The 20,566-nt window shown below is 64.0% G+C and carries 19 protein-coding genes; 18 read left to right on the forward strand and 1 reads right to left on the reverse strand.

The window, feature by feature from the left end; genetic code table 11:
• Nucleotides 1-82: 82 nt before the first annotated feature.
• The 16 genes from CLV01_RS17825 to CLV01_RS17895 all read left to right on the forward strand — a co-directional run bounded on the left by CLV01_RS17825 (nucleotide 83) and on the right by CLV01_RS17895 (nucleotide 17,103).
• Entirely contained in the window at nucleotides 83-670 is a 588-nt protein-coding gene (locus CLV01_RS17825) for a gluconokinase (protein WP_257221368.1), read from the forward strand.
• 18 nt (nucleotides 671-688) lie between these two features.
• On the forward strand, nucleotides 689-1,195 hold the full coding sequence (locus CLV01_RS17830) for a TRAP transporter small permease (protein WP_099733638.1): 507 nt from the start codon (nucleotides 689-691) through the stop codon (nucleotides 1,193-1,195).
• A 12-nt stretch (nucleotides 1,196-1,207) separates the two neighbouring features.
• Entirely contained in the window at nucleotides 1,208-2,488 is a 1,281-nt protein-coding gene (locus tag CLV01_RS17835) for a TRAP transporter large permease (protein WP_013802434.1), read from the forward strand.
• 28 nt (nucleotides 2,489-2,516) lie between these two features.
• The gene (locus CLV01_RS17840; RefSeq protein WP_012205590.1) at nucleotides 2,517-3,536 is read left to right on the forward strand and encodes a TRAP transporter substrate-binding protein; all 1,020 of its coding nucleotides are present in this window, start codon (nucleotides 2,517-2,519) and stop codon (nucleotides 3,534-3,536) included.
• A gap of 110 nt (nucleotides 3,537-3,646) precedes the next feature.
• A complete protein-coding gene (gene edd / locus CLV01_RS17845) occupies nucleotides 3,647-5,473 on the forward strand; it encodes a phosphogluconate dehydratase (RefSeq protein ID WP_099733637.1) in 1,827 nt (608 codons plus the stop codon).
• Complete coding sequence (eda, locus tag CLV01_RS17850) at nucleotides 5,458-6,096, forward strand: bifunctional 4-hydroxy-2-oxoglutarate aldolase/2-dehydro-3-deoxy-phosphogluconate aldolase (RefSeq protein ID WP_099733636.1); 639 nt, start codon at nucleotides 5,458-5,460, stop codon at nucleotides 6,094-6,096. The genes edd and eda overlap by 16 nt, the downstream gene beginning before the upstream one ends.
• Nucleotides 6,097-6,680: 584 nt before the next feature.
• Nucleotides 6,681-7,289, forward strand: a complete 609-nt coding sequence (locus tag CLV01_RS29665) for an MCP four helix bundle domain-containing protein (RefSeq protein ID WP_257221369.1) — start codon at nucleotides 6,681-6,683, stop codon at nucleotides 7,287-7,289.
• A complete protein-coding gene (locus CLV01_RS29670) occupies nucleotides 7,286-8,290 on the forward strand; it encodes a methyl-accepting chemotaxis protein (RefSeq protein WP_257221370.1) in 1,005 nt (334 codons plus the stop codon). The genes CLV01_RS29665 and CLV01_RS29670 overlap by 4 nt, the downstream gene beginning before the upstream one ends.
• A 111-nt stretch (nucleotides 8,291-8,401) precedes the next feature.
• Entirely contained in the window at nucleotides 8,402-10,699 is a 2,298-nt protein-coding gene (locus tag CLV01_RS17860) for a putative bifunctional diguanylate cyclase/phosphodiesterase (protein WP_099733634.1), read from the forward strand.
• 70 nt (nucleotides 10,700-10,769) lie between these two features.
• Complete coding sequence (locus CLV01_RS17865; protein ID WP_099733633.1) at nucleotides 10,770-11,669, forward strand: LysR family transcriptional regulator; 900 nt, start codon at nucleotides 10,770-10,772, stop codon at nucleotides 11,667-11,669.
• Nucleotides 11,670-11,777: 108 nt separating this feature from the next.
• On the forward strand, nucleotides 11,778-12,761 hold the full coding sequence (locus tag CLV01_RS17870) for a Bug family tripartite tricarboxylate transporter substrate binding protein (protein ID WP_099733632.1): 984 nt from the start codon (nucleotides 11,778-11,780) through the stop codon (nucleotides 12,759-12,761).
• A 9-nt stretch (nucleotides 12,762-12,770) separates the two neighbouring features.
• Complete coding sequence (locus CLV01_RS17875) at nucleotides 12,771-13,958, forward strand: CaiB/BaiF CoA transferase family protein (protein ID WP_043821980.1); 1,188 nt, start codon at nucleotides 12,771-12,773, stop codon at nucleotides 13,956-13,958.
• Nucleotides 13,955-14,719 carry an enoyl-CoA hydratase gene (locus tag CLV01_RS17880; protein ID WP_099733631.1) on the forward strand — a complete coding sequence of 255 codons (765 nt, stop codon included), beginning with the start codon at nucleotides 13,955-13,957 and terminating at the stop codon, nucleotides 14,717-14,719. The genes CLV01_RS17875 and CLV01_RS17880 overlap by 4 nt, the downstream gene beginning before the upstream one ends.
• 156 nt (nucleotides 14,720-14,875) lie before the next feature.
• Nucleotides 14,876-15,703, forward strand: coding sequence for a lectin (locus CLV01_RS17885; RefSeq protein WP_034393555.1), 828 nt, complete (start codon nucleotides 14,876-14,878; stop codon nucleotides 15,701-15,703).
• Nucleotides 15,704-15,712: 9 nt separating this feature from the next.
• Nucleotides 15,713-16,555: a YdcF family protein gene (locus CLV01_RS17890; protein ID WP_099733630.1), complete on the forward strand. Its 843-nt coding sequence runs from the start codon at nucleotides 15,713-15,715 to the stop codon at nucleotides 16,553-16,555.
• Nucleotides 16,556-16,632: 77 nt separating this feature from the next.
• Complete coding sequence (locus CLV01_RS17895) at nucleotides 16,633-17,103, forward strand: VOC family protein (RefSeq protein WP_013802423.1); 471 nt, start codon at nucleotides 16,633-16,635, stop codon at nucleotides 17,101-17,103.
• A gap of 7 nt (nucleotides 17,104-17,110) precedes the next feature.
• Here the strand turns inward: CLV01_RS17895 and CLV01_RS17900 are convergent, their stop codons facing one another.
• A complete protein-coding gene (locus tag CLV01_RS17900; RefSeq protein WP_099733629.1) occupies nucleotides 17,111-19,090 on the reverse strand; it encodes a UvrD-helicase domain-containing protein in 1,980 nt (659 codons plus the stop codon).
• Between the two features lie 54 nt (nucleotides 19,091-19,144).
• Between CLV01_RS17900 and CLV01_RS28885 the strand changes: the two genes are divergently transcribed.
• Both CLV01_RS28885 and bioB read left to right on the forward strand, forming a co-directional pair.
• Complete coding sequence (locus CLV01_RS28885) at nucleotides 19,145-19,465, forward strand: hypothetical protein (protein WP_143290025.1); 321 nt, start codon at nucleotides 19,145-19,147, stop codon at nucleotides 19,463-19,465.
• A 28-nt stretch (nucleotides 19,466-19,493) separates the two neighbouring features.
• The gene (bioB, locus tag CLV01_RS17905) at nucleotides 19,494-20,555 is read left to right on the forward strand and encodes a biotin synthase BioB (RefSeq protein WP_012205605.1); all 1,062 of its coding nucleotides are present in this window, start codon (nucleotides 19,494-19,496) and stop codon (nucleotides 20,553-20,555) included.
• Nucleotides 20,556-20,566 lie beyond the last annotated feature (11 nt).

Below are 20,566 nucleotides of genomic sequence, written 5' to 3' on the forward strand. Positions count from 1 at the left end.
TCCTGCGTGTAAACCCGGACGAAGGCCTCTGAAGCACAACGAAATCCAAGGCAGACCCTGGTCTGCCAATTTTTGCAAGAACATGGATAGCGCTATCCCAACAATCACCGAGACCGCCCCCGCAGACACCCGCCCACGGGCGCTGGTCGTCATGGGCGTTTCCGGCTGCGGAAAGTCCAGCGTGGGGCAGGCCCTGGCCGATGCCCTGGGCTGGACCCTGCACGAGGGCGATGCCCACCATGCCGAGGAAAGCATCCGCAAGATGCAGGCCGGCATCCCCCTGACCGACGACGACCGCAGCGGCTGGCTGGACCGCCTGGCTCAGTTGCTGGCCCAGGCCATGCCGGGGCAGGGCGTGGTGCTGACCTGCTCGGCCCTCAAGCGCAAGTACCGCGACCGGCTGCGTGCCGCCGGCCCGGCCGGTGCCGTGGGCTTCGTGTTCCTGGACCTGAACTACGACACGGCGCTGCAGCGCGTGCAGGAGCGCGCCGGCCACTTCTTCTCGCCCGAGCTGGTGGCCAACCAGTTCGCCACGCTGGAACGCCCTGATGGCGAATGCGCCGTGCTGTCCGTGGACGCCACGCTGCCGCTGACCGACATCGTGCACCGCGCCCAAAGCTGGCAGCTCCTGCCCGCGGCGCAGGCCGACACCTTCTCCCAAAACCCATAACGCCAGGAGACAAGCCCCATGCAATCCGATTCCACCGCAGTCCGGCCCAAGCCGCGCCTGCAGCACTTTGCCGAGGTGCTGATGGTGCTGGCCCTGGCCGGCATGGTCATTGCCGTGTTCATCAACGTGGTGCTGCGCTATGTGTTCCATACCAGCATCGTTTCCTATGAGGAAATCTCGCGCCTGCTCTTCGTCTGGCTGGTGGCCATTGGCGCCATCGTGGCCGCTTTCGAGGGCAGCCACCTGGGCTTCGACCTTGTGACATCCCGCGTGGGGCCTGGCGCGCGCAAGGCGTTGTTCTGGGTGTCGCAGGCACTGGTCCTGGTCTGCATGGGCCTGCTGCTGTGGGGCTCCTGGGCCCAGGTGGAGGCGGGGCTGAACAGCTACAGCACGGTGCTGGGCTACCCGCTGGCCCTGGGCGCCGCGGCCACCCTGGTGCTGGCCGTGGGCCTGTTGGTGGTGACGCTGCGCGACCTGCGCCGTGGCGCGCCGGCAGAAAACCATGCCGAAACGACGGTCGAGTAAGGAGTACGCACCATGGTTGTGACCCTGATCTTTCTGGCCGTGCTGATTGGCGGCATGGTGATCGGCATGCCCATCGCCCAGGCGCTGGTGCTGACCGGCGTGGCGCTGATGTGGCACCTGGACTTCTTCGACTCGCAGCTGCTTGCGCAGAACCTGCAGGCCGGCTTCGACAACTTCCCGCTGCTGGCCGTGCCCTTCTTCATCCTGGCCGGCGAGCTGATGAACGCGGGTGGCCTGTCGCGCCGCATCATCGACCTGGCACGTGCCTATGTGGGCCATATCCGTGGCGGCCTGGGCTATGTGGCCATTGGCGCGGCAGTGCTGCTGGCGTCCATGAGCGGCTCGGCCATTGCCGATACCGCCGCCCTGGCCACCATCCTGCTGCCCATGATGCGCGACCAGAAGTATCCCGACAGCTACAGCGCGGGCCTGCTGGCCTCGGGCGGCATCATTGCGCCCATCATTCCGCCGTCCATGCCCTTCGTGATCTACGGCGTGACGACCAACACTTCGATCAGCAAGCTGTTCCTGTCGGGCGTGGTGCCGGGCCTGATCATGGGCGTATTCCTGATATTTGCCTGGTGGTCCATCGCCCGCAAGTACGACCTGTCGCGCGGCGAGCGCATGGCCTGGGGCCCGCGTCTGAAGGCACTGGCCAAGAGCTTCTGGGCCATGATGATGCCGGTCATCATCCTGGGCGGCCTCAAGGGCGGCGTGTTCACGCCCACCGAGGCGGCCGTGGTCGCAGCCGTCTACGCGCTGTTCGTGTCCATGGTGATCTACCGCGAGATGACATGGACCCGGCTCTACGCCGTGTTCCTGGCCGCCGCCAAGACCACGGCCGTGGTCATGTTCCTGTGCGGCGCCGCCACGGTGACGGCCTACATGATCACCCTGGCCGACCTGCCCAACATGCTGGCCGACAGCTTCTCGGGCCTGCTGGGCAGTCCCGTGCTGTTCATGGCCACGATGATGCTGTTCCTGCTGGTGGTGGGCACGGCCATGGACCTGACGCCAACCATCCTGATCTTCGGCCCCGTGTGCGCGCCGCTGGCCGTCAAGGCCGGCATCGATCCCATCTACTTCGGCTTCATGTTCATTTATGTGGGCTGCATCGGCCTGATCACGCCGCCCGTGGGAACGGTGCAGAACGTGGTCGCCGGCGTGGGCCGGCTGCGCATGGAGACCGTGATCAAGGGCACGAACCCGTTCCTGATGGTCTATGTGCTGCTTGCCGTGCTTTTCGTGATTTTTCCGCAAATCATCCTGGCCCCTCTGCGCTGGATGCATTGATCCCTCACTACAACCCAAGGAGATGAACATGCGTATTCCCTTTGCACTCGCCGGCCTGATGGCCGCCGTCACCACGCTGGCCGCCACGGGCCAGGCCATGGCCCAGGACTTCAAGCCGCGCATCGTGCGCTTCGGCTATGGCCTGGTCGATGAGTCCAACCAGGGCCGCGCGGCGCGCTTCTTTGCCAAGGAGGTCGAGAAGGCCACGGGCGGCAAGATGAAAGTGCGTGCCATCGGCAATGCCTCGCTGGGCTCGGACACGCAGATGCAGCAGGCGCTGATCGGCGGCGCACAGGAAATGATGGTCGGCTCCACCGCCACCCTGGTGGGCCTGTCGCCCGAAATGGCCGTCTGGGACACGCCCTTTCTGTTCAGCAATGTCAAGGAAGCCGACGCCGTGCTGGACGGCCCCGTGGGCGAGAAGGTCAAGGCCACGCTGGAGCCCAAGGGCATGGTGGGCCTGGTCTATTGGGAAAACGGCTTCCGCAACCTCACCAACAACAAGCGCCCCATCGCCAAGATGGAAGACCTGGCCGACGTGAAGCTGCGCGTGATGCAGAACAACGTCTTCCTGGACAGTTTCAAGGCCCTGGGCGCCAATGCCGTGCCGCTGCCGTTCTCCGAGCTGTTCACGGCGCTGGAGACCCGTGCCGTCGATGGCCAGGAAAACCCTTTCAACACCGTGCTGTCCAGCAAGTTCTATGAAGTGCAGAAGTACCTCACGGTGTCCAACCACGTCTACAGCCCCTGGATCGTCACCGTCAGCAAGAAGTGGTGGGACACGCTGAGCCCGGCCGAGAAGAAGGTGCTGCAGGATGCCGCCGTCAAGAGCCGCGAGTTCGAACGCAAGGACACGCGCGAGGAAGCCGCCAAGGCCCTGGCCGACATCAAGGCCAAGGGCATGCAGGTCAACGAGCTGCCCGCCGCAGAAGCCAGCCGCATGCGCGACAAGCTCGCCGCGGTGAATGCCGGCATTGCCAAGACCGTGGGCCAGGGCACGTGGGACGAGGTGCAGGCCGCCGTCAAGCAGGCGCGCGCAGTGAAGTAAGCTTCGGAACAGGGCCGGACGCACCTGGGAGGGATGCCCCGGCCGACATTTCCCATAAAGACAACGCGACAGAGAGAAAACGCGCACCAGCGCATCCGCAGGAACCCCGCATGAGCACCATCCACCCCATCGTCGAGCAGGTCACGCGCCGCATTCGCGAGCGCAGTGCCCAATCACGCGCCGCCTACCTGGAGCAGGTGGACGCCATGGCCGCGCGCCCGCCCGGCGCCCAGTCCATGGGCTGCGCCAATGTGGCCCATGCCTTTGCGGGCATTCCAGGCGGCGACCGCATACGCATCGTGGAAGAGAAGGCGCCCAACGTCGCCATCGTCACCGCGTACAACGACGTGCTCTCGGCCCATGCGCCGCTGGCACGCTATCCCGACATCCTCAAGGACGAGGCGCGCAAGCTCGGCGCCACGGCGCAGGTCGCCGGCGGCGTGCCGGCCATGTGCGACGGCGTGACCCAGGGCGCGCCCGGCATGGAACTGAGCCTGTTCAGCCGGGACGCCATTGCCATGGGCACGGCCATCGCGCTGTCGCATGACGTGTTCGACGCCGCGCTGATGCTGGGCATTTGCGACAAGATCGTGCCGGGCCTGCTGATTGGCGTCCTGCATTTCGGCCATCTGCCCACGGTGTTCGTGCCGGCCGGCCCCATGACCTCGGGCCTGTCCAATGGCGACAAGGCCAAGGTGCGCGAGCAGGCCGCGCAGGGCCTGGTGGGCCGCAAGGAACTGCTGGCCGCCGAAACGGCGGCCTACCACGGCGAAGGCACCTGCACCTTCTACGGCACGGCCAACAGCAACCAGATGCTGCTGGAGGCCATGGGATTGCATGTGCCGGGCACGGCCTTCATCAACCCGGCCGAAGGCGAACGCGAACTGCTCACGCGCGAGGCCATGCGCAGCGCGCTGGCCATCACCAAGAACCGCCGCTTCGCGCCCATTGGCCATGTGGTGGACGAGCGCTGCATCGTCAACGCCATGGTGGCCCTGCTGGCCACGGGCGGATCGACCAACCACCTGATCCATTGGGTGGCCGTAGCGCGTGCGGCAGGAATCGTCATCGACTGGAATGATTTTTCGGAACTCTCGGGCGTGGTGCCGCTGCTGGCCCGCGTCTATCCCAACGGCAGCGCCGACGTGAACCAGTTCCAGGCGGCAGGCGGGCCGGGCTATGTGATCGGCCAGCTGCTGAAGGCCGGCCTCATGCATGGCGATGTGCTCACCGTGCGGCCCGAGGGCCTGCAGGAATTTGCGCGCATTCCCGCCGTGGACGACGGCCATCTCGTCTGGCACGAGGCCGAAGTCTCCGGCGACCTGTCCGTGCTGCGCCCGGCCGATGCGCCTTTCAGCACCACGGGCGGGCTCAAGCTGCTGTCCGGCAACCTGGGGCGCAGCGTGATCAAGGTCAGCGCCGTGCCCGAGGACCGCCATGTGGTCGAGGCGCCCGCGCGCGTCTTCGACTCGCAGGAAGCACTGCAGCAGGCCTTCAAGGCCGGCGAGCTGGACCGCGATGTCATCTGCGTGGTGCGCTGGCAGGGTCCGCGCGCCAACGGCATGCCCGAGCTGCACAAGCTCACCCCACCGCTGGCCGTGCTGCAGGGCAAGGGCTACAAGGTGGCCCTGGTCACGGACGGCCGCATGAGCGGCGCCTCGGGCAAGGTGCCCGCCGCCATCCATGTCTCGCCCGAGGCCTGCGTGGGCGGACCGCTGGCGCGCCTGCAAGACGGCGACCTGGTACGCCTGGACGCCGTGGCCGGCACCCTGGCCGTGCTGGTCGACGACACCGAATGGCAGCAGCGGCCCCTGGCCACCATGCCGCAGGCACTGCGCCAGGCCAACGGCCGGGGTTTTGGCCGCGAACTGTTTGCCGGATTCCGGCGCCACGCGCTCAGCGCAGAAGAGGGAGCTTGCACATGGATCAACGACTGACGGCACTGGCCATCATGCAGGACGCGCCGGTCATCCCGGTCATTGTCCTGAACAACGTCGCACATGCCGTGCCCATGGCCCAGGCCCTGGTCGCGGGCGGCATCCGCGTACTGGAAGTCACGCTGCGCACGCCCGAGGGCCTGGCCAGCATCGAAGCCATCGCACGTGCCGTGCCCGAGGCCATCGTGGGTGCCGGCACCGTGCGCAGCGCCGCCGATGCCCGTGCCGCCGCCAGCGCCGGTGCGCGCTTTGCCGTGAGCCCCGGCTACACCGGCGCACTGGGCCAGGCCTGCCAGGCCCTGCAGCTGCCGCTGCTGCCCGGCGTGGCCACCAGCGGCGAAATCATGGCCGCGCAGGACGACGGCTTCAACGAGCTGAAATTCTTCCCCGCCGTACAGGCGGGCGGCTCGGCCATGCTCAAGGCCTGGCAAGGCCCGTTCGGCGACGTGCGGTTCTGCCCCACGGGCGGCGTGTCTGCGGACAATGCGGCGCATTTCCTGGCGCTGTCCAACGTGGTCTGCGTGGGTGGCTCCTGGCTGGTGCCTGCCGATGCGCTGGAGCAGGGTGACTGGCAGCGGATCACCGCACTGGCCGGCGCAGCCAAAAACCTGCGCAGCGCCTGAGTCGCCATTGCCCCGGAACCAGCGGCCCCCAAGGGGCCGCTTTTGTTTTTCTGGGCCATCGATTGGGGATGGGGACTTGAATCCATTGAAAATTATGCGCATTGCGGCAATGTTTGCGCAAAATGCAAAGTCAAGATGCGAGCAAAGGAGGGATTGATTTCATAACACAACGTTACAATCATTGCTTATCCTTCAAACAGCCTTTTGACAAGACGATATCAATAGGCTGTCTTGAAACATTCGCATATGCACAAGAATAATTGCCACCTGAAGTTTCCGCCGCAATCATTCTTTACCGACCAAGAAAAATGCAATTGCCGTTGCAGGGCCTGAAAATAAAAATTGGCACTGGCGCCTCGCGGCGCCAGTGCCAATTTTTATTGATCGAGCATCGATGCATCGAGCAATTATAACATCAATACATCATTTTCAAGAATAATCCACGTCTTTTTTAGAAGAGGTGGATTATTCTTTTTCAAGTTCCCGATTTTCTACGGCCGAAGAATCCCGGTGTCAGGGCAAATATTTCATAGTTGAAAATTATTCATTCGGCAATCAAGATGTTGAGCTTCAAAAAATCAAAAGTGATCACCAAACTGACCATGGGCTTTCTTGTGGTCTCATGCATTGGTGCATTCATCGGTATCAATGGAATACTGAAGGCAGGGGAAATCAATGATCTCGCAACGCAGATGTACGAGAAGGAACTTCTGGGCCTGTCACAAATATCCGAGGCCAATGTCCAGCTGATCGCGGCGGGCCGGGCCATCAGAAATGCCGTGCTTGCAAACGATGATGAAAGCAGAAACCGGCACACGGACGCCGTGCTGCAAAGGCTGCAACTGATGAAAGAGGCGCTGAACAACAGCAAGAGGCTTTTTGCCGAGGGCGATGGCAAGGAAAAGCTCAAGTCCATTGATGAAACCCTCGTCATCTATGAAAAGGGTCTGCTCCAGACGATTGAAAGAATCAAGTCAGAGCATCTTTCGGAATCCAGGGAATCGATTGATCTGATCAACAGATTCCGGGTGGAGTCCGACAAGATCGACAGCCTGATGACGGAGGTTGTCAATATCAAGAAGAAGAATGCCAGCTGGCTCAATGACGAGACCGACAGAATCTACGAAAAGATCCGGCTGATGCTCACCCTCCTGACCATCTCCGGCGTGATTGTGGGGTGGCCATTGGCGTGATCATCACAATTTCCATCACACGCCAGCTGGGCGGAGAGCCAGCAGATGTGGCGCACATTGCGGAAAACATCTCAAGAGGGGACCTGACCTCCCGGATCGACCTGTCCAGGGCACGCCCTGGCAGTGTGATCACGGCCATGCAGGAAATGCAGGTATCGCTGCAACGCGTCGTGGGCACCGTGCGCAGCAGCAGCGACAGCATTGCCACAGGCGCCACGCAGATTGATGCAGGCAATGCCAACCTGTCGAGCCGAACGGAAGAGCAGGCCAGCAACCTTGAAGAGACTGCCGCCTCCATGGAGGAACTGGCCAGCACGGTGAAAAGCAATTCCGATGCGGCGATCACTGCCACCATGCTCGCCCAGTCAGCGCGCGATGCCGCAGCGCACGGCGGGGGCATGGCCCGGCAGATGGTAGACGTGATGAATGAAATAAACACGTCCTCCAAGAAAATCGAGGACATCATCAACGTCATTGATTCAATCGCTTTTCAAACCAATATTCTTGCTTTGAATGCTGCTGTCGAAGCAGCCCGCGCCGGAGAGCAGGGCCGTGGTTTTGCGGTGGTTGCCGCCGAAGTTCGCAGCCTTGCAGTGAAAAGCGCAGAGGCCGCAAAAGAGATCAAGTCTCTCATCGAGGACAGTGTTTCCAAGGTCGGCAATGGCCACCAGCTTGCCCAGGCTGCGGGCAGCAGCATTGAAGATATCGTCACCCAGGTACAGAAGGTATCCAGCATGATCGAAGAGATCAGTGGGGCCACCAGGGAGCAAAGCCAGGGCATCGATCAGATCAATGATGCGATCATCCAGCTGGACCAGGTCACCCAGCAAAATGCCGCTCTGGTGGAGGAGTCGGCAGCGGCGGCCGGAAGTCTCAGCCAGCAGGCGCAGGCCCTGGTTTCGGCAGTTTCCATTTTCAAGCTGGACCCCGCGGAAAAGGAGGCCCCTGTCTTGAGGAAAATCCCCTCATCCATGAGACCGCTGAGTCTTTCCGCGTCCTGACGGAAATTCAGACCAGTGCGTCACAGCCAACGGGGAAGCGTTTCTCCTGGCAGGCTTGCCTGCCAGGAGAACGGTGCCTGTTCGCTGGTATTTTGACCAGATGAGCGTTGAATGATGCATGCAGAGAGAAGACCACCAAGCTGGCAGCCCAGGCGCTGGTATGCCTGTATTTTCATCGCATGTTTGGTGATCATTGGCGTTGCGGGCGTTTCTCTGATCTCCAGCTACGAGACATCGCTCCAAGAAGAGAAGTCGAATCTCCTGCATGCGCTGTCTGCCTCTACCGCTGAAACCAACAAGATCATTCTTGCCACCTCTTTGGCGGTAGATAGAACAGAACAACTTTTGCTGGCACCGGGCCGCCAAGGCGAAATCACGGCAGACCCTGATGCCAGCACCGATATCCGCAATGCCTTGATCCAAGAGGTGGCGGCGCTGCCCGGGGTCATCAGCATGAGCGTGCTTGATCGACATGGGAAATGGTCCATTTCCTCACGTTTCAGCAAGCTGCCGCTGTCTCCCGACAACCCCGAGCGCCCCATCTGGAATGCAGCGCTGCAGACAAAGCCTGGCGGCTTCTTCTTGCTGGATTCAAGCAAATCGCCGGTCTTCGATATACCGTCCCTGGTGCTGGGGCGTCCGGTACGTGACTCCAGTGGGGCGCTGACTGGCATTGTGGTGGCCTTCATTGCCGTGGATTCCATTCGCCAGGCATTCGGTTCACTGCTGCTGGATGGCCATCAGGTCATGGTCAGCCTGCCAAACGGCAAAGACCTGGTCAGAATTCCCCAGGAGCATCCGCACATTCTGGACGGGATGGATTCCGGGCTTGCAAAAATGATGGCTGCAGGCGAGGGCATATTGGACGCTGACGATGGCTTTGGACACGGCTGGATCGTCGCCATGCACCACTCCAGCCAAGGCGGCATGGATCTCGCCTATGCCACGCTGGCCGCCAAGGCAAAACTCGCGGCTCCATGGTGGAGGTTTGGAAAAACCATCATGGCATGGGCGGCCATCAGCCTGGCTTCATTCTTATTACTGGCGCAATTGTGGATGCGTGAGCGCAGAAGATCCTATTTTGAGGCAAGGGATCTGGTGCAGGTGCATTCACAGCTGAGGCACCATCTTGTCCATGACCCTGCTTCCGAATTGCTCAATTCAACCGGATTTGAGCAACTGCTGAGCAGAACGCAAGCACAGCGGCGTCCTGTTGCCACCCATGTCATCGGTATTGAGCATTTGCAAGTGCTGGCAGATACGCTGATTCCTGGAATGGACAACCCACTGATCTCGCAACTGTCAAAACAATTGCGCTCCTGTATTGGCCAGAATGACGTCGCCGCCCGCCTTGCCATCGAGGAATTCTGTGTCGCCCAATATGAAGGGAACCCCGATTCCATGGCGGAAACACTCTCCATCCGACTGGGTGAAAAGCGCTACATGCTGGGTGAGCGCAGCATTTTGCTGTCTGTCTGCGTAGGGACGGCGGTCTGCAAGAACAACGAGGACTGGAATCAGCTGCTGCGCGACGGGCGCGCGGCAATGGAGCGGGCGCGATCCCAGGGACGTGGGCGATTCGTGAAATTCGAGCCTTCCGCCGATGGCCCCATGCAGGAGCAACTGCTGCTGGAGCAGGATTTCCGGTCCGCCATCGGAACAAGCCAGTTGTTCATGGCGTACCAGCCGATCTGCCATGTGGCCACGGGAAAAATATCGGGGTTCGAGTCGCTGATGCGCTGGAACAGCCCGGCCAGAGGGTCTGTCCCGCCAGGCGTCTTCATTCCGATGGCAGAGCGGCGCGGCCTGCTGCTTCCCATCGACCAAATGGTGGAGCGCTCCCCGCTGCTGGTTGCCAACGGATGGCCGTCCGATATCTCGGTGTCCATCAACTGCCCGGCCTTTGAATTTCTCGATCCAGGCATGGCGGTGCAGTTGAAGGAACATCTGGACCGCGCCGGCCTGGACCCCGAGCGCTGCTACATTGAGGTGACGGAATCGGCCCTGCTTCAAGATGATGAGCAGGTGCTGTCCGTCATGCGGCAAGTGAAGGCACTGGGCGTGAATCTCGCCATCGATGACTTTGGCTCCGGCCATGCCAGTCTTTCCTACCTGCACCGCTTTCCCTTCAACCTGATCAAGATCGATCGCAGCTTCATACAGGCCATGGACAAGGACGCCGGGGCTGCCGCGATTGTCGAGGCCACGCTGGCACTGAGCCGCAGATTGGGCCTTGAAGTCGTCGCGGAAGGCGTGGAAACCACGGAGCAGTTTCTGCACCTGCAGCAGCTCGGGTGCACGTACGTCCAGGGATTTCTGATCTCCCGCCCGATGAACGAGGAGCATGTCCTGCCGTTCCTGGAGAGCTTCAGGCTCGGCGACGTGCTGGAGTGTCCCGCACAGGCCTGAGCACAGTTGCGGCACTGGGGCACAATCGCGCCCTCAGCAGACGCAGCCTGCGCAAGAGGGCCTTGCCGCCATGATGAAGATCGACTCCACCACCGTGCAGCTTGTGCTTGCGATTGCCGAAGAGGGCAGCATTTCGCGCGCGGCCGACAGGCTGCAACTGGCGGTGGCAGCGGCCTCGCGGCGGCTCAGTGACCTGGAGCAGCAACTGGGCGCCAGGCTGTTCAAGCGGCAGCCCCATGGAGTGCGCGCCACCGAGCCTGGCCTCAAGCTGCTGGCCCATATCCGCCAGATAGGCAACCTGGTGGAGCGGCTGGAAGCCGACGCCCAGGCCCTGGGCCGCGGGCGCGACGGCCGCATCATCATCGGCGCCCCCAAATCCGCCATCCTGCAGTTCCTGGCCGCCGACATCGCCATCACCCAGCGGCGCTATCCCCACATCACGCTGCAGGTGATGGAGGAGAACAGCCGCATCGTCCAGCAACTGCTGCGCGACAAGGTCATCGACATCGGCATCTTCGAGAAGACCAGCGGCTTCGTGGATCTGCCACGCTCCGACTACCGCAAGGACAGCCTGGTGCTGGTCTACAGCCGCAGGCATTTCAGCTTTGCCGTCGAGCCGGTGGTACTGGACCAGTTGCTGGACTGCCCCATCGTCAGCCTGGGCCGGGGCTCGGCCATCCTGGCCGCTTTGCGACGCGCCCACCGCAGCCGGGGCAGGGTGTTTCGCAACGATTTCGCCGTCAGCGGCTTCGACACCATGCTGGCCCTGGTGCGCGAAGGATTGGGTGTGGGGCTGATGCCACCCGGTGTGCTGCGCAGCTTCCACCCTGAGCCCGACCTGGGTTGGGCCACCCTGGAAGGCGACTGGCACGAGCGCTGCTACGTGCTGTCCTTCATCGAAGGCCAGGCCCAGGAACAGGCGCTGCGCAACGTCGTCGCCGCCCTGCTGCAGGGCGAACGCGCGATCTGACCCTTCTGGTTTCGCAGATTGCGAAACCAGGCATGTGGCACACAGGCTTGCCGCGATATCGGTGCCCGGCGACAGTGACTGCACAACAACGATGTGCAGGAGACAGACATGAAACGCCGCGACTTCATCGCGGCCGGCGCCACCGCGCTGGCCGCACCCTGGGCAGGGGCCGCGCCCCCTGCCTCCGACCTGCCCAAGGGGCCCGTCAAGATCCTGGTGGGCTGGGCGCCGGGCGGCGGCACCGACGTGTTCGCGCGCATCGTGGGCCAGAAGCTGTCCGAGATCTGGGGCCGGCCCGTGATCGTGGAGAACAAGCCCGGCGCCACAGGCTCGCTGGCGGCCGAATACTTTGCCAAGACCCGCTTCACAGAAGGCATCAACCTGCTGATGGCCCATGTGAACACGCACGCCATCTCGCCGCAGATCTTCAAATCCATCACCTATGACCCGCTCAAGGACTACGCGCCCATCGCCCTGATCGGCGCAACGCCCCACATCCTGGTGACCAGCAGCAGGAACGGCCATGCCTCGGTGCAGGAAGTGGTGGAGCTGTGCCGCAAAAGCCCCGGCAAGGTCAGCTTCGGCTCTTCGGGCACAGGTTCGGTGCAGCACCTTGCGGCCGAGATGTTCAACATGGCTGCAGGTGTCAAGAGCATCCACGTTCCCTACAAAGGGTCCGGCCCCATGCAGACCGACCTGATCGGAGGACAGATCGACTTCAGCTTCGACACCATGACGGCCGCCACTGCCCAGGTGCGCGCCGGAAAAATGCTGGGCATCGCCCAGACCCGCGTGAACCGTGCCAAGGGATTCCCGGCCATGCCCACCATGGACGAGCAGGGCTTCAAGGGCTTTGACGCCTCGAGCTGGTACGGCGTCGTCGGCCCGCGCGATATGTCCAGGGAACTGGCCCAGCGCATCAATGCCGACATCAACCGCGTGCTGGCCATGCCCGACGTGGTCAGCCGCTTAGACGGATACGGCGTGGAGGACGGTGGCGGCTCCGTGGACAAGTTCGCGGCCTTCATGGCTGCCGAATACAAGAAGTGGGGCGACGTCGTTCGCGCCGCAAAAGTGACCGAAGAAAGCTGAGGACCCGGCATGAGCAATCCCCAATCCAACCCGCTGCAACTGCCCCTGCAAGGCATCCGCGTGCTCGACGTCAGCCAGGTCATGGCCGGCCCATTTGCCTGCATGCTGCTGGCCGACCTGGGCGCCGATGTCATCAAGGTCGAGCCTCCGGGCACCGGCGACCAGACGCGCGGCGCCATGGGCTTCAAGATGAAGGGCCCGGACAGCATGGGCTTTCTGAACATGAACCGCAACAAGCGGTCGCTGACGCTGGACCTCAAGAGCGAGGAGGGGCGTGAGGCCTTCTACCAGCTGGCCACGACAGCCGATGTCATCGTCGAGAACTACCGGCCAGGCGTGGTCCAGCGCCTGAAGATCGACTACGAAAGCATTCGCCGCATCAATCCGCGCATCGTCTATGTCAGCATCTCGGGCTTCGGCCAGAGCGGCCCCTGGGCCCAGCGGCCGGGGTTCGACCTCATGGCCCAGGCCATGTCGGGCGTGATGAGCGTCACCGGCTACAAGGGAGAGAAACCCGTCAAGGCCGGCGTGCCCGTGGCCGACATCGGTTGCGCACTGTTCGCCACCTACGGACTGCTGGCCGCCTACATCGGAGCACAGAAGACAGGGCAGGGCCAGCACATAGACGCCTCGCTGTTCGACTCGGCCATGGCTTTCTCGATCTGGGACATGTCCGAATACTGGGGCACCGGCGTGCCGCCCGCGCCGCTGGGTACCAGCAACAAGATGAGCGCCCCCTACCAGGCCGTGAAGGCGCGCGATGGCTACTTCGTCATGGGCGCCACCAACCAGAAGCTCTGGGCCAGGCTGTGCGCGCTGATCGAGCGCGCGGACCTGGTCGAACATCCGGACTACGCCACCGTGGCGCTGCGCCTCAAGCACCGGGAGGCATTGATAGAGGCACTGGAAGCGGAATTTGCCCACCACGACAGCGCCGACTGGGTGGACCGCATGCTGGAGGCAGGCATTCCCGCAGGCCCGCTGCTCACCTATCCGCAGGCCTTCGAGGGTGAACACGGCCAGCACCGCGGCATGTGCATGGAGATCGACCATCCCATCGAAGGCAAGGTCAAGAACATCGGCTTTCCCGTCAAGATGCTCGGCACGCCCCAGCAGGTGCGCCGCCATCCGCCGCTGCTGGGCGAGCACAACGCAGAAATCATGGCCGAACTCCAGGCACTGAAGGCCGCCGCATGAGCACGGCCCTGCATGAATCCGTGGCACTGACCGTTCACGCCGGGGGCGCGGCCGAGATCCTCATCGACCGCCCCGAACGCCACAACGCCATGACACTGCCCATGTACGAGGCACTGCTCACGGCCCTGGAGCGCTGCCAGGCCGACCCGGCCATCCGCTGCGTGATGCTGCGCGGCGCGGGCGGCAAATCCTTCATCTCGGGCACGGACATCGCCTACTTCAAGGACTTCCATGACGGCCAGCAAGGCATTGCCTATGAAGCCTTCGTGGAGCGCGTGATCGACGCCGTGGAGCGCATCGCCATGCCCACCATCGCCGTCATCGACGGCTGGGCCGTCGGCGGCGGCCTGGCCCTGGCCACGGCCTGCGACTTTCGCATCTGCAGCACCGGCTCGCGCTTCGGTGCGCCGATTGCCAAGACGCTGTCCAACACGCTGTCGTCACGCAACATCGCCCGCCTGATGGCCAGCCTGGGCGTGCCGCGCGTCAAGCGCATGCTGCTGCTGGCGGACTACCTCTCAGCCGAGCAGGCCGAGGCCTGCGGGTTCGTGCATGCGGTGGTGCCGGCAGATCAATTGCAAGCCCAGGCACAGGCGCTGGCCGAGCAGCTCATGGCCTTGTCGGCAACCACCCAGTCAGCGGTCAAGGAAAGCCTGAGGCGCATCGTCGTGGAGCAGCGGCTGGATGATGAGGATCTGGTGTCGGCGGTGTATGGGAGTGGGCAGTTTCGGGCGGGGGTGGCGGGATTCAACAGGCAATGATTTGAGCCAGCCTTGCCAGAATCTGGCGCAATCCTACAAATTGCTTGGCTAAACTCCACAGCCTGGAAAGAGGCGGTGGCTGCATTCTTGGCCTGAAAGAAAAGGCCGGTTGCTGCGCGTAGCCGCCCCTCAGATCAACGCAGCCCGAGAAATCCCATGCAAATCAAGAAATGCATTTCCGTCCTGCTGGCCAGCAGCTTCATCCTGCCGGTTCTGCCTGCGCATGCAGGCGAAGAGACGGTGCAGCTCATGTCCAATGGCCGCTACCAGACCTACAGCCTGCCCGACGATGCGCAGCAGGTACAACTGGTCGAGACCTTGGCTGGCAACTGCAGCTACAACCAGAACTGGGGCTATGACCTGGGCCGCCGGGAGATGTGGGTCAAGGACGGCTGCGGCGGGCGTTTCCGCATCCTGACCGGCCTGCCCCAGGGCGCGCAGGGCCAGGAAGGCGGAAGCGACAACACGGGCGCATGGATCGCCGGTGCCGCCGTGGCAGCCATTGCCGGCGCCGCCATTTTGGCGAACAAGCGCGACAAGGACCGCGAGCGTGACCGCGACGAGCAATGGAACGATGACCGCTACCCAGGCCAGCAGCCGGGCTATCCCTCGTGGGGCGGGCGGGAGGTGCGGGGCCAGAACGGCCTGTGCCTGGATATATCCGGGGGTCTTCGCCCAGGCAATGGGCTCATCGTCTACCACTGCAGCGGCGGTGAGAATCAGCGTTTCACGTTGACGCGTGATGGCGAGATGCGCGTGGGCGACCTGTGCCTGGACGTGGCCGATGGCAACACCCGCAATGGTGCGCGGGTGATTGCCTGGCAATGCCGCAACCAGCCCAACCAGAAATGGGACTGGAGCCGTGGCCAGATCCGCAGCCGTTTTGCCAACAAGTGCCTGGACATCGAAGGCGGCAATGCCCGGCCGGGCCAGCCCGTGATCGTGTGGTCCTGCGCCGGCGGCCCGAACCAGCGCTGGAACTGAGGACGCTTGTTGCACAAGCTCTCTCCCGCGCCCGGCCCTGTGCCCGGACGCAACGCCGTCTCGGGCTTACGGCGGCTGGGGCCCTTGCAGTGGCTGGGCCTGATCACTGGCGCCGTGCTGCTGGGCGATGCCGTGGTGCTGATGGCGCGCGGCATGTTCAATCTGGGCGTGACGCTGCCAGCGGTGCTGGGACTGCTGTTCATGGCCTGCAGCTTCTGGCGCTCGGCCATTGCGCGCAGGCTGCGCGCCAGTGCATGGCTGCGGCGCGCCTGGTGGCTGGGCTGGGCGGCGTTGGCGATGTGGCTGGTCAGCCTGTTGGTGTTCTGGGCGCACCTGCTGTCCGCCTCGTCCGGGTTGCCACCGGAACAGCCGGTGCAGGCCATCGTGGTGCTGGGCAGTGCCACGCGTGACGGCCAGCCGTCGCTCACGCTGGCCCAGCGGCTGGACCGCGCTGCCGAGCTAGCCGCCCGCCAACCCAAGGCGCTGGTGCTCACCAGCGGCGGGGTGGACTTTGGGGAAAGCGAGAGCGAGGGCGCCATCATGGCGCGCTATCTGCAGCAGCGCCACGGCCTGCCGCCCGAGCGCCTGCTGATGGAGGAACGCAGCACCAGCACGGCGCTGAACCTGGCCTGGAGCCTGCCCCTGCTGCAGGCGCGCGGGGTGGAGCCGCAGGCGGCAATCGCCATCGTCACCAGCGACTTCCACACCCTGCGCGCCGGCTGGATAGCCGAGCGCAGCGGCTACGGCCAGGCCTTCACCGTGGGTGCGCCCACGCCCTTGACGATCCGCGCCAACGCCTGGCTGCGCGAGTACTTTGCGGTGATCAGCGGCTGGGTGCTGGGGGAATTCTGAGCCGCCTGTGCGATGGGCTGCGGCCTTGCGGATTGGCTCCACAATGTGATTCTTCATAAATCAACAGGAGTGAGACAGTGGCAAGCGAACAGCGTCCTTTCCGGGTTCTGGGCATACAGCAGGTGGCCATCGGCGGCACCGACAAGCAGCGCATGAAGCGCCTGTGGGTGGACATGCTGGGCCTGACCCAGACCGGCACATTCCAGAGCGAGCGCGAGAACGTGGACGAAGACATCCTGGCCATGGGCCAAGGCGCGCACAAGGTCGAGGTGGACATCATGCAGCCGCTGGACATCGACAAGAAGCCCGCCGTCCACACCACGCCGCTGAACCATATCGGCCTGTGGATCGACGACCTGCCGCTGGCCGTGCAGTGGCTGACGGAGCAGGGCGTGCGCTTTGCGCCCGGCGGCATCCGCAAGGGCGCGGCCGGCTACGACATCTGCTTTCTTCACCCCAAGAGCAATGACGAGTTTCCGATCGCTGGCGAGGGCGTGCTGATCGAGCTGGTACAGGCGCCGGCCGAGGTGATTGCCGCCCTGGGCTGAAACGCCTTCAGGCGAAAGGCTGGACGCGCCGCTGGGCATGCTCCAGCAGCCACAGCCTTTTTCGGGCGCGCGTCATGGCCACGTACAGGCGGTTGCGCTCCAGAAAGGCCAGCGCGTGCGGGGCCGAGGCCGGAAAGCGGCCAGGCTCCATGAAGGGCAGGGCGACATGCTCGTATTCCTTGCCCTTGGCTTCCTCGATGGTGCTCAGATGAAAATCGAAGCCGCGCTCGGCCCGCACGGTTCGTTCAAAGCGCGTGGCCATGGCGGCCACCTGGGCCAGCATGTCGGGCACGGCCATGCCCTCCACCGAATCCATGAAGGCCTTCACGCGCTGACGCAAGGCCGCCGTCTGGGCCTGCGACAGGGCCACGCCCGCAAAAAGGCCCCAGACGTCGGCCTGCTCCAGCAGGCTGCGCGCGTCTGACTGAAGCGCCAGGGGCAGCTGCAAAAAGCGGCCAAAGGCTTGAAAGTTGCGTTGCCCGCCCTGCAGGCTGGACTGGTTGCCCAGAAATCGCCAGATGATCTGCGGGTTGTGCAGCATCTCGCCCGCCATGCGCTGGGCCAGCGTGTGGCGGCTTGACGGATCAGCCATGTCGGCACCATCCACGCTGCCCTTGCCGTAGAAAAGCGCACCTTCCACAAAGGCCGCCAGGGTCTCGCTGCCCAGCACGCTGACCTCGGCCTTCCATGACAGCGCCTGCATGCCATGTGCATAGCAAAGGCCCAGCAGCAGGGCAATCTCGCGCTGCAGGTAAAAGCGCTTGAAGCCGTAGAAGCTGGCGGACTTGCCGGCGCGGTGGATGGCCCATTCCAGCGCGCAGGCATCTTGCTCATGGCGCAGGATCACGGTCAGCGAGGGATTGCGCGCGCCGGGCGACGGGGGCTCACCCGGCGCCGCCGTTGGCGTGCCGCGCGCCAGACTGGCCTGGATCTGCAGCAGCTGGTCAATGCACTGGCTGTCATCGGTGTGCTGCAGTTGCTGCACGGTGCTGAAGCGCGTGGGCGCCGCAGTCAGGCCAACGTTGAACAGCGCATTGACCGCCTTGGCGATCTGCGGGCCAAAGCGCCGCGACTGGGTCAGCGCCAGCGTGGCCGTGGCCTGGGGCAGGAAGTCATCGAGCTGGTGGAGCTTGTCGCGGAACACGGACCAGGCCTGTGCCTCGATGTGCTGGTTGAAGTCGCCTGCACCCAGAAAGGCGCAGCCGCTGGTTCCGACCAGGGCGCGCAGCAGTTGCAGCGAGGCCGGGTCCAGGTCATGCATCTCGTCGAACACCACCAGGTCGTAGCGCGGCAGGTCCAGCGCCTGGCCCTGCAGGGCGTCGCTGGCCAGTGCATGGCTGCAGTCGCCTTCGGCGTAGTACAGCGGGTCGCCGCAGTGGTCGATGCGGCGGCGCTCGTACTCGAAGAACAGGCCGGCCATGCGGTAGTCGAGCAAATACTCCTCGCAGAAACTGGCCAGTCCCATGCCTTCCTCGGCCAGGCGCTGGGGCAGCAACGACTTCTTGGCGTTGAGGTTGAAGTCCCAGAAGGCGTCCAGATCCAGATCGCCGGGCTGCTCGAACAAAGGGTCGGGCTGCCAGGCCAGCCGCTCGCACAGCGCGGCATGTGCCTCGCGCACACGGGCCTGCAGTGCCACGCGGTCGGCCAGAAAGCGGGCCGCAGGGTCGCGGCGGCGGATCTGCTGGGCCGCCCAGCGCTCCACCGTGGTGATCTGTACCTGGGGCGGCACTTCGCGCACCAGTTGCTTGAGCCGGTGATGAAAGGCCGCCACGCCGGAGCGCGAATAGGCCAGCACCAGGATGCGCTGGGCCTGGCCGCTGCGGCAGGCCTGAACCACCTTGCAGGCCAGCGTGGTCGTCTTGCCTACGCCCGCCAGCGCCGCCACGATGGCCGAACGTCCCTCATGCGCCAGGATGGCCTGCTGCTCGCGCGACAGCAGCAGCGGTTGGCCGTGATCGGTGGGAAATTCCAGGGAGCGCAGGGACATCGGAGCGAATCGGGGGAAAGTGGTGGAAAGCGGGTGGAGGCACGGGCCGTGGCAATGAAAACCGCCGTGTCGACGACGGCGGGCACCCATTGTGGTCGTTTTGGAGAGGCATCTGGCAGGTATTGGGAATCAAGGCCGGCGCCCGCTTGCACATCTTTTTCGGCCTGCATCGGACAATTGAGCGATGTTGGCCGCCAATGGCTGCGCGCTTGCGGCATGAAGCATGCAGGCAGAAAAACTTCTGCCAAAACGCAGCGAACATCGCTCAAAAATAAGCGAAGTTCGCTCTTTTTGCAGGCCATGAAAATGGGGCAACTATTTTTGCCAAGGAGCCGGCTTTTTCATTCCCAAGGCTTTTTTTGCTCATCAGAATGAAAAAAGCAGACCCACAGAGGAGTTTTTGATGACCGCCTGCAGCACCACCCCGACGACTTCCGCCACCTCCGCACAGCCTGCGGCCGGCAGCCCCCTGCAATGGCATGCACGCCCCTCCAAAAGCGACACGCTGCCGTTTGAAGGCGCCTGGAGCGTGCAGGCCATCCAGGAACTGCTGGACAAGCCCTTCATGGACCTGATGTTCCAGGCCCAGAGCGTGCACCGCGAGCACTGGCCTGCGGGTGACATCGAGCTGGCCACGCTGCTGTCGGTCAAAACGGGCGGATGCCCCGAGAACTGCGGCTACTGCCCGCAGGCGGCAGAGTTCGATACCGGCGTCAAGGCGGAAAAGCTCATGAGCGTGGACGAAGTCACGCGGGCCGCCCAGGCCGCCAAGGACGCGGGCGCCACGCGCTTTTGCATGGGCGCGGCCTGGCGCGCGCCCAAGGACCGCGACATCGAGAAGATGAACGAGCTGATCGGCGCCGTGAAGGGCCTGGGCATGCAGACCTGCGCCACGCTGGGCATGCTCCAGCCGCACCAGGCGCAGTCGCTGCGCGAAGCGGGCCTGGACTACTACAACCACAACCTGGACACCGCGCCCGAGTACTACCAGGACGTGGTCAGCACGCGCCAGTACCAGGATCGTCTGGACACGCTCAAGGCCGTGCGCGGCGCGGGCATCAGCGTGTGCTGCGGCGGCATCATCGGCATGGGCGAGGCGCCTGTGCACCGCGCGGGCCTGATCGCTCAGCTGGCCAATCTCAACCCCCATCCCGAATCCGTGCCCATCAACAGCCTGGTGCGCGTTCCCGGCACGCCGCTGGCGGACAGCGAGCCGGTCGATCCGCTGGACTTCGTGCGCGTGATCGCGGTGGCGCGCATCACCATGCCCACGGCGCGTGTGCGCCTGTCGGCAGGCCGGCAGCAGCTGGGCGACGCCGTGCAGGCCCTGTGCTTCATGGCTGGCGCCAACTCCATCTTCTACGGGGACAAGCTGCTGGTCACCGGCAACCCCGATGTGGAAGCCGACACCACGCTGCTGCGCAAGCTGGGCCTGAGCGGCACGCGGACCTCGGTACAGGAGTGAGCTTTTTGAGC

Source organism: Delftia sp. 60 (genome assembly GCF_002754395.1).
GTDB lineage: Bacteria > Pseudomonadota > Gammaproteobacteria > Burkholderiales > Burkholderiaceae_C > Comamonas > Comamonas acidovorans.

Bases quoted from the DNA above. Each gene is read 5' to 3' on its own strand.
- CLV01_RS17830 (WP_099733638.1), top strand. From the start codon at position 689: ATGCAATCCGATTCCACCGCAGTCCGGCCCAAGCCGCGCCTGCAGCAC.
- eda (WP_099733636.1), top strand. From the start codon at position 5,458: ATGGATCAACGACTGACGGCACTGGCCATCATGCAGGACGCGCCGGTC.
- CLV01_RS28885 (WP_143290025.1), top strand. From the start codon at position 19,145: ATGAAAACCGCCGTGTCGACGACGGCGGGCACCCATTGTGGTCGTTTT.
- bioB (WP_012205605.1), top strand. From the start codon at position 19,494: ATGACCGCCTGCAGCACCACCCCGACGACTTCCGCCACCTCCGCACAG.
- CLV01_RS17825 (WP_257221368.1), top strand. From the start codon at position 83: ATGGATAGCGCTATCCCAACAATCACCGAGACCGCCCCCGCAGACACC.
- CLV01_RS17840 (WP_012205590.1), top strand. From the start codon at position 2,517: ATGCGTATTCCCTTTGCACTCGCCGGCCTGATGGCCGCCGTCACCACG.
- CLV01_RS17865 (WP_099733633.1), top strand. From the start codon at position 10,770: ATGATGAAGATCGACTCCACCACCGTGCAGCTTGTGCTTGCGATTGCC.
- CLV01_RS17870 (WP_099733632.1), top strand. From the start codon at position 11,778: ATGAAACGCCGCGACTTCATCGCGGCCGGCGCCACCGCGCTGGCCGCA.
- edd (WP_099733637.1), top strand. From the start codon at position 3,647: ATGAGCACCATCCACCCCATCGTCGAGCAGGTCACGCGCCGCATTCGC.
- CLV01_RS17880 (WP_099733631.1), top strand. From the start codon at position 13,955: ATGAGCACGGCCCTGCATGAATCCGTGGCACTGACCGTTCACGCCGGG.
- CLV01_RS17875 (WP_043821980.1), top strand. From the start codon at position 12,771: ATGAGCAATCCCCAATCCAACCCGCTGCAACTGCCCCTGCAAGGCATC.
- CLV01_RS17835 (WP_013802434.1), top strand. From the start codon at position 1,208: ATGGTTGTGACCCTGATCTTTCTGGCCGTGCTGATTGGCGGCATGGTG.
- CLV01_RS17885 (WP_034393555.1), top strand. From the start codon at position 14,876: ATGCAAATCAAGAAATGCATTTCCGTCCTGCTGGCCAGCAGCTTCATC.
- CLV01_RS17900 (WP_099733629.1), bottom strand. From the start codon at position 19,090: ATGTCCCTGCGCTCCCTGGAATTTCCCACCGATCACGGCCAACCGCTG.
- CLV01_RS17860 (WP_099733634.1), top strand. From the start codon at position 8,402: ATGATGCATGCAGAGAGAAGACCACCAAGCTGGCAGCCCAGGCGCTGG.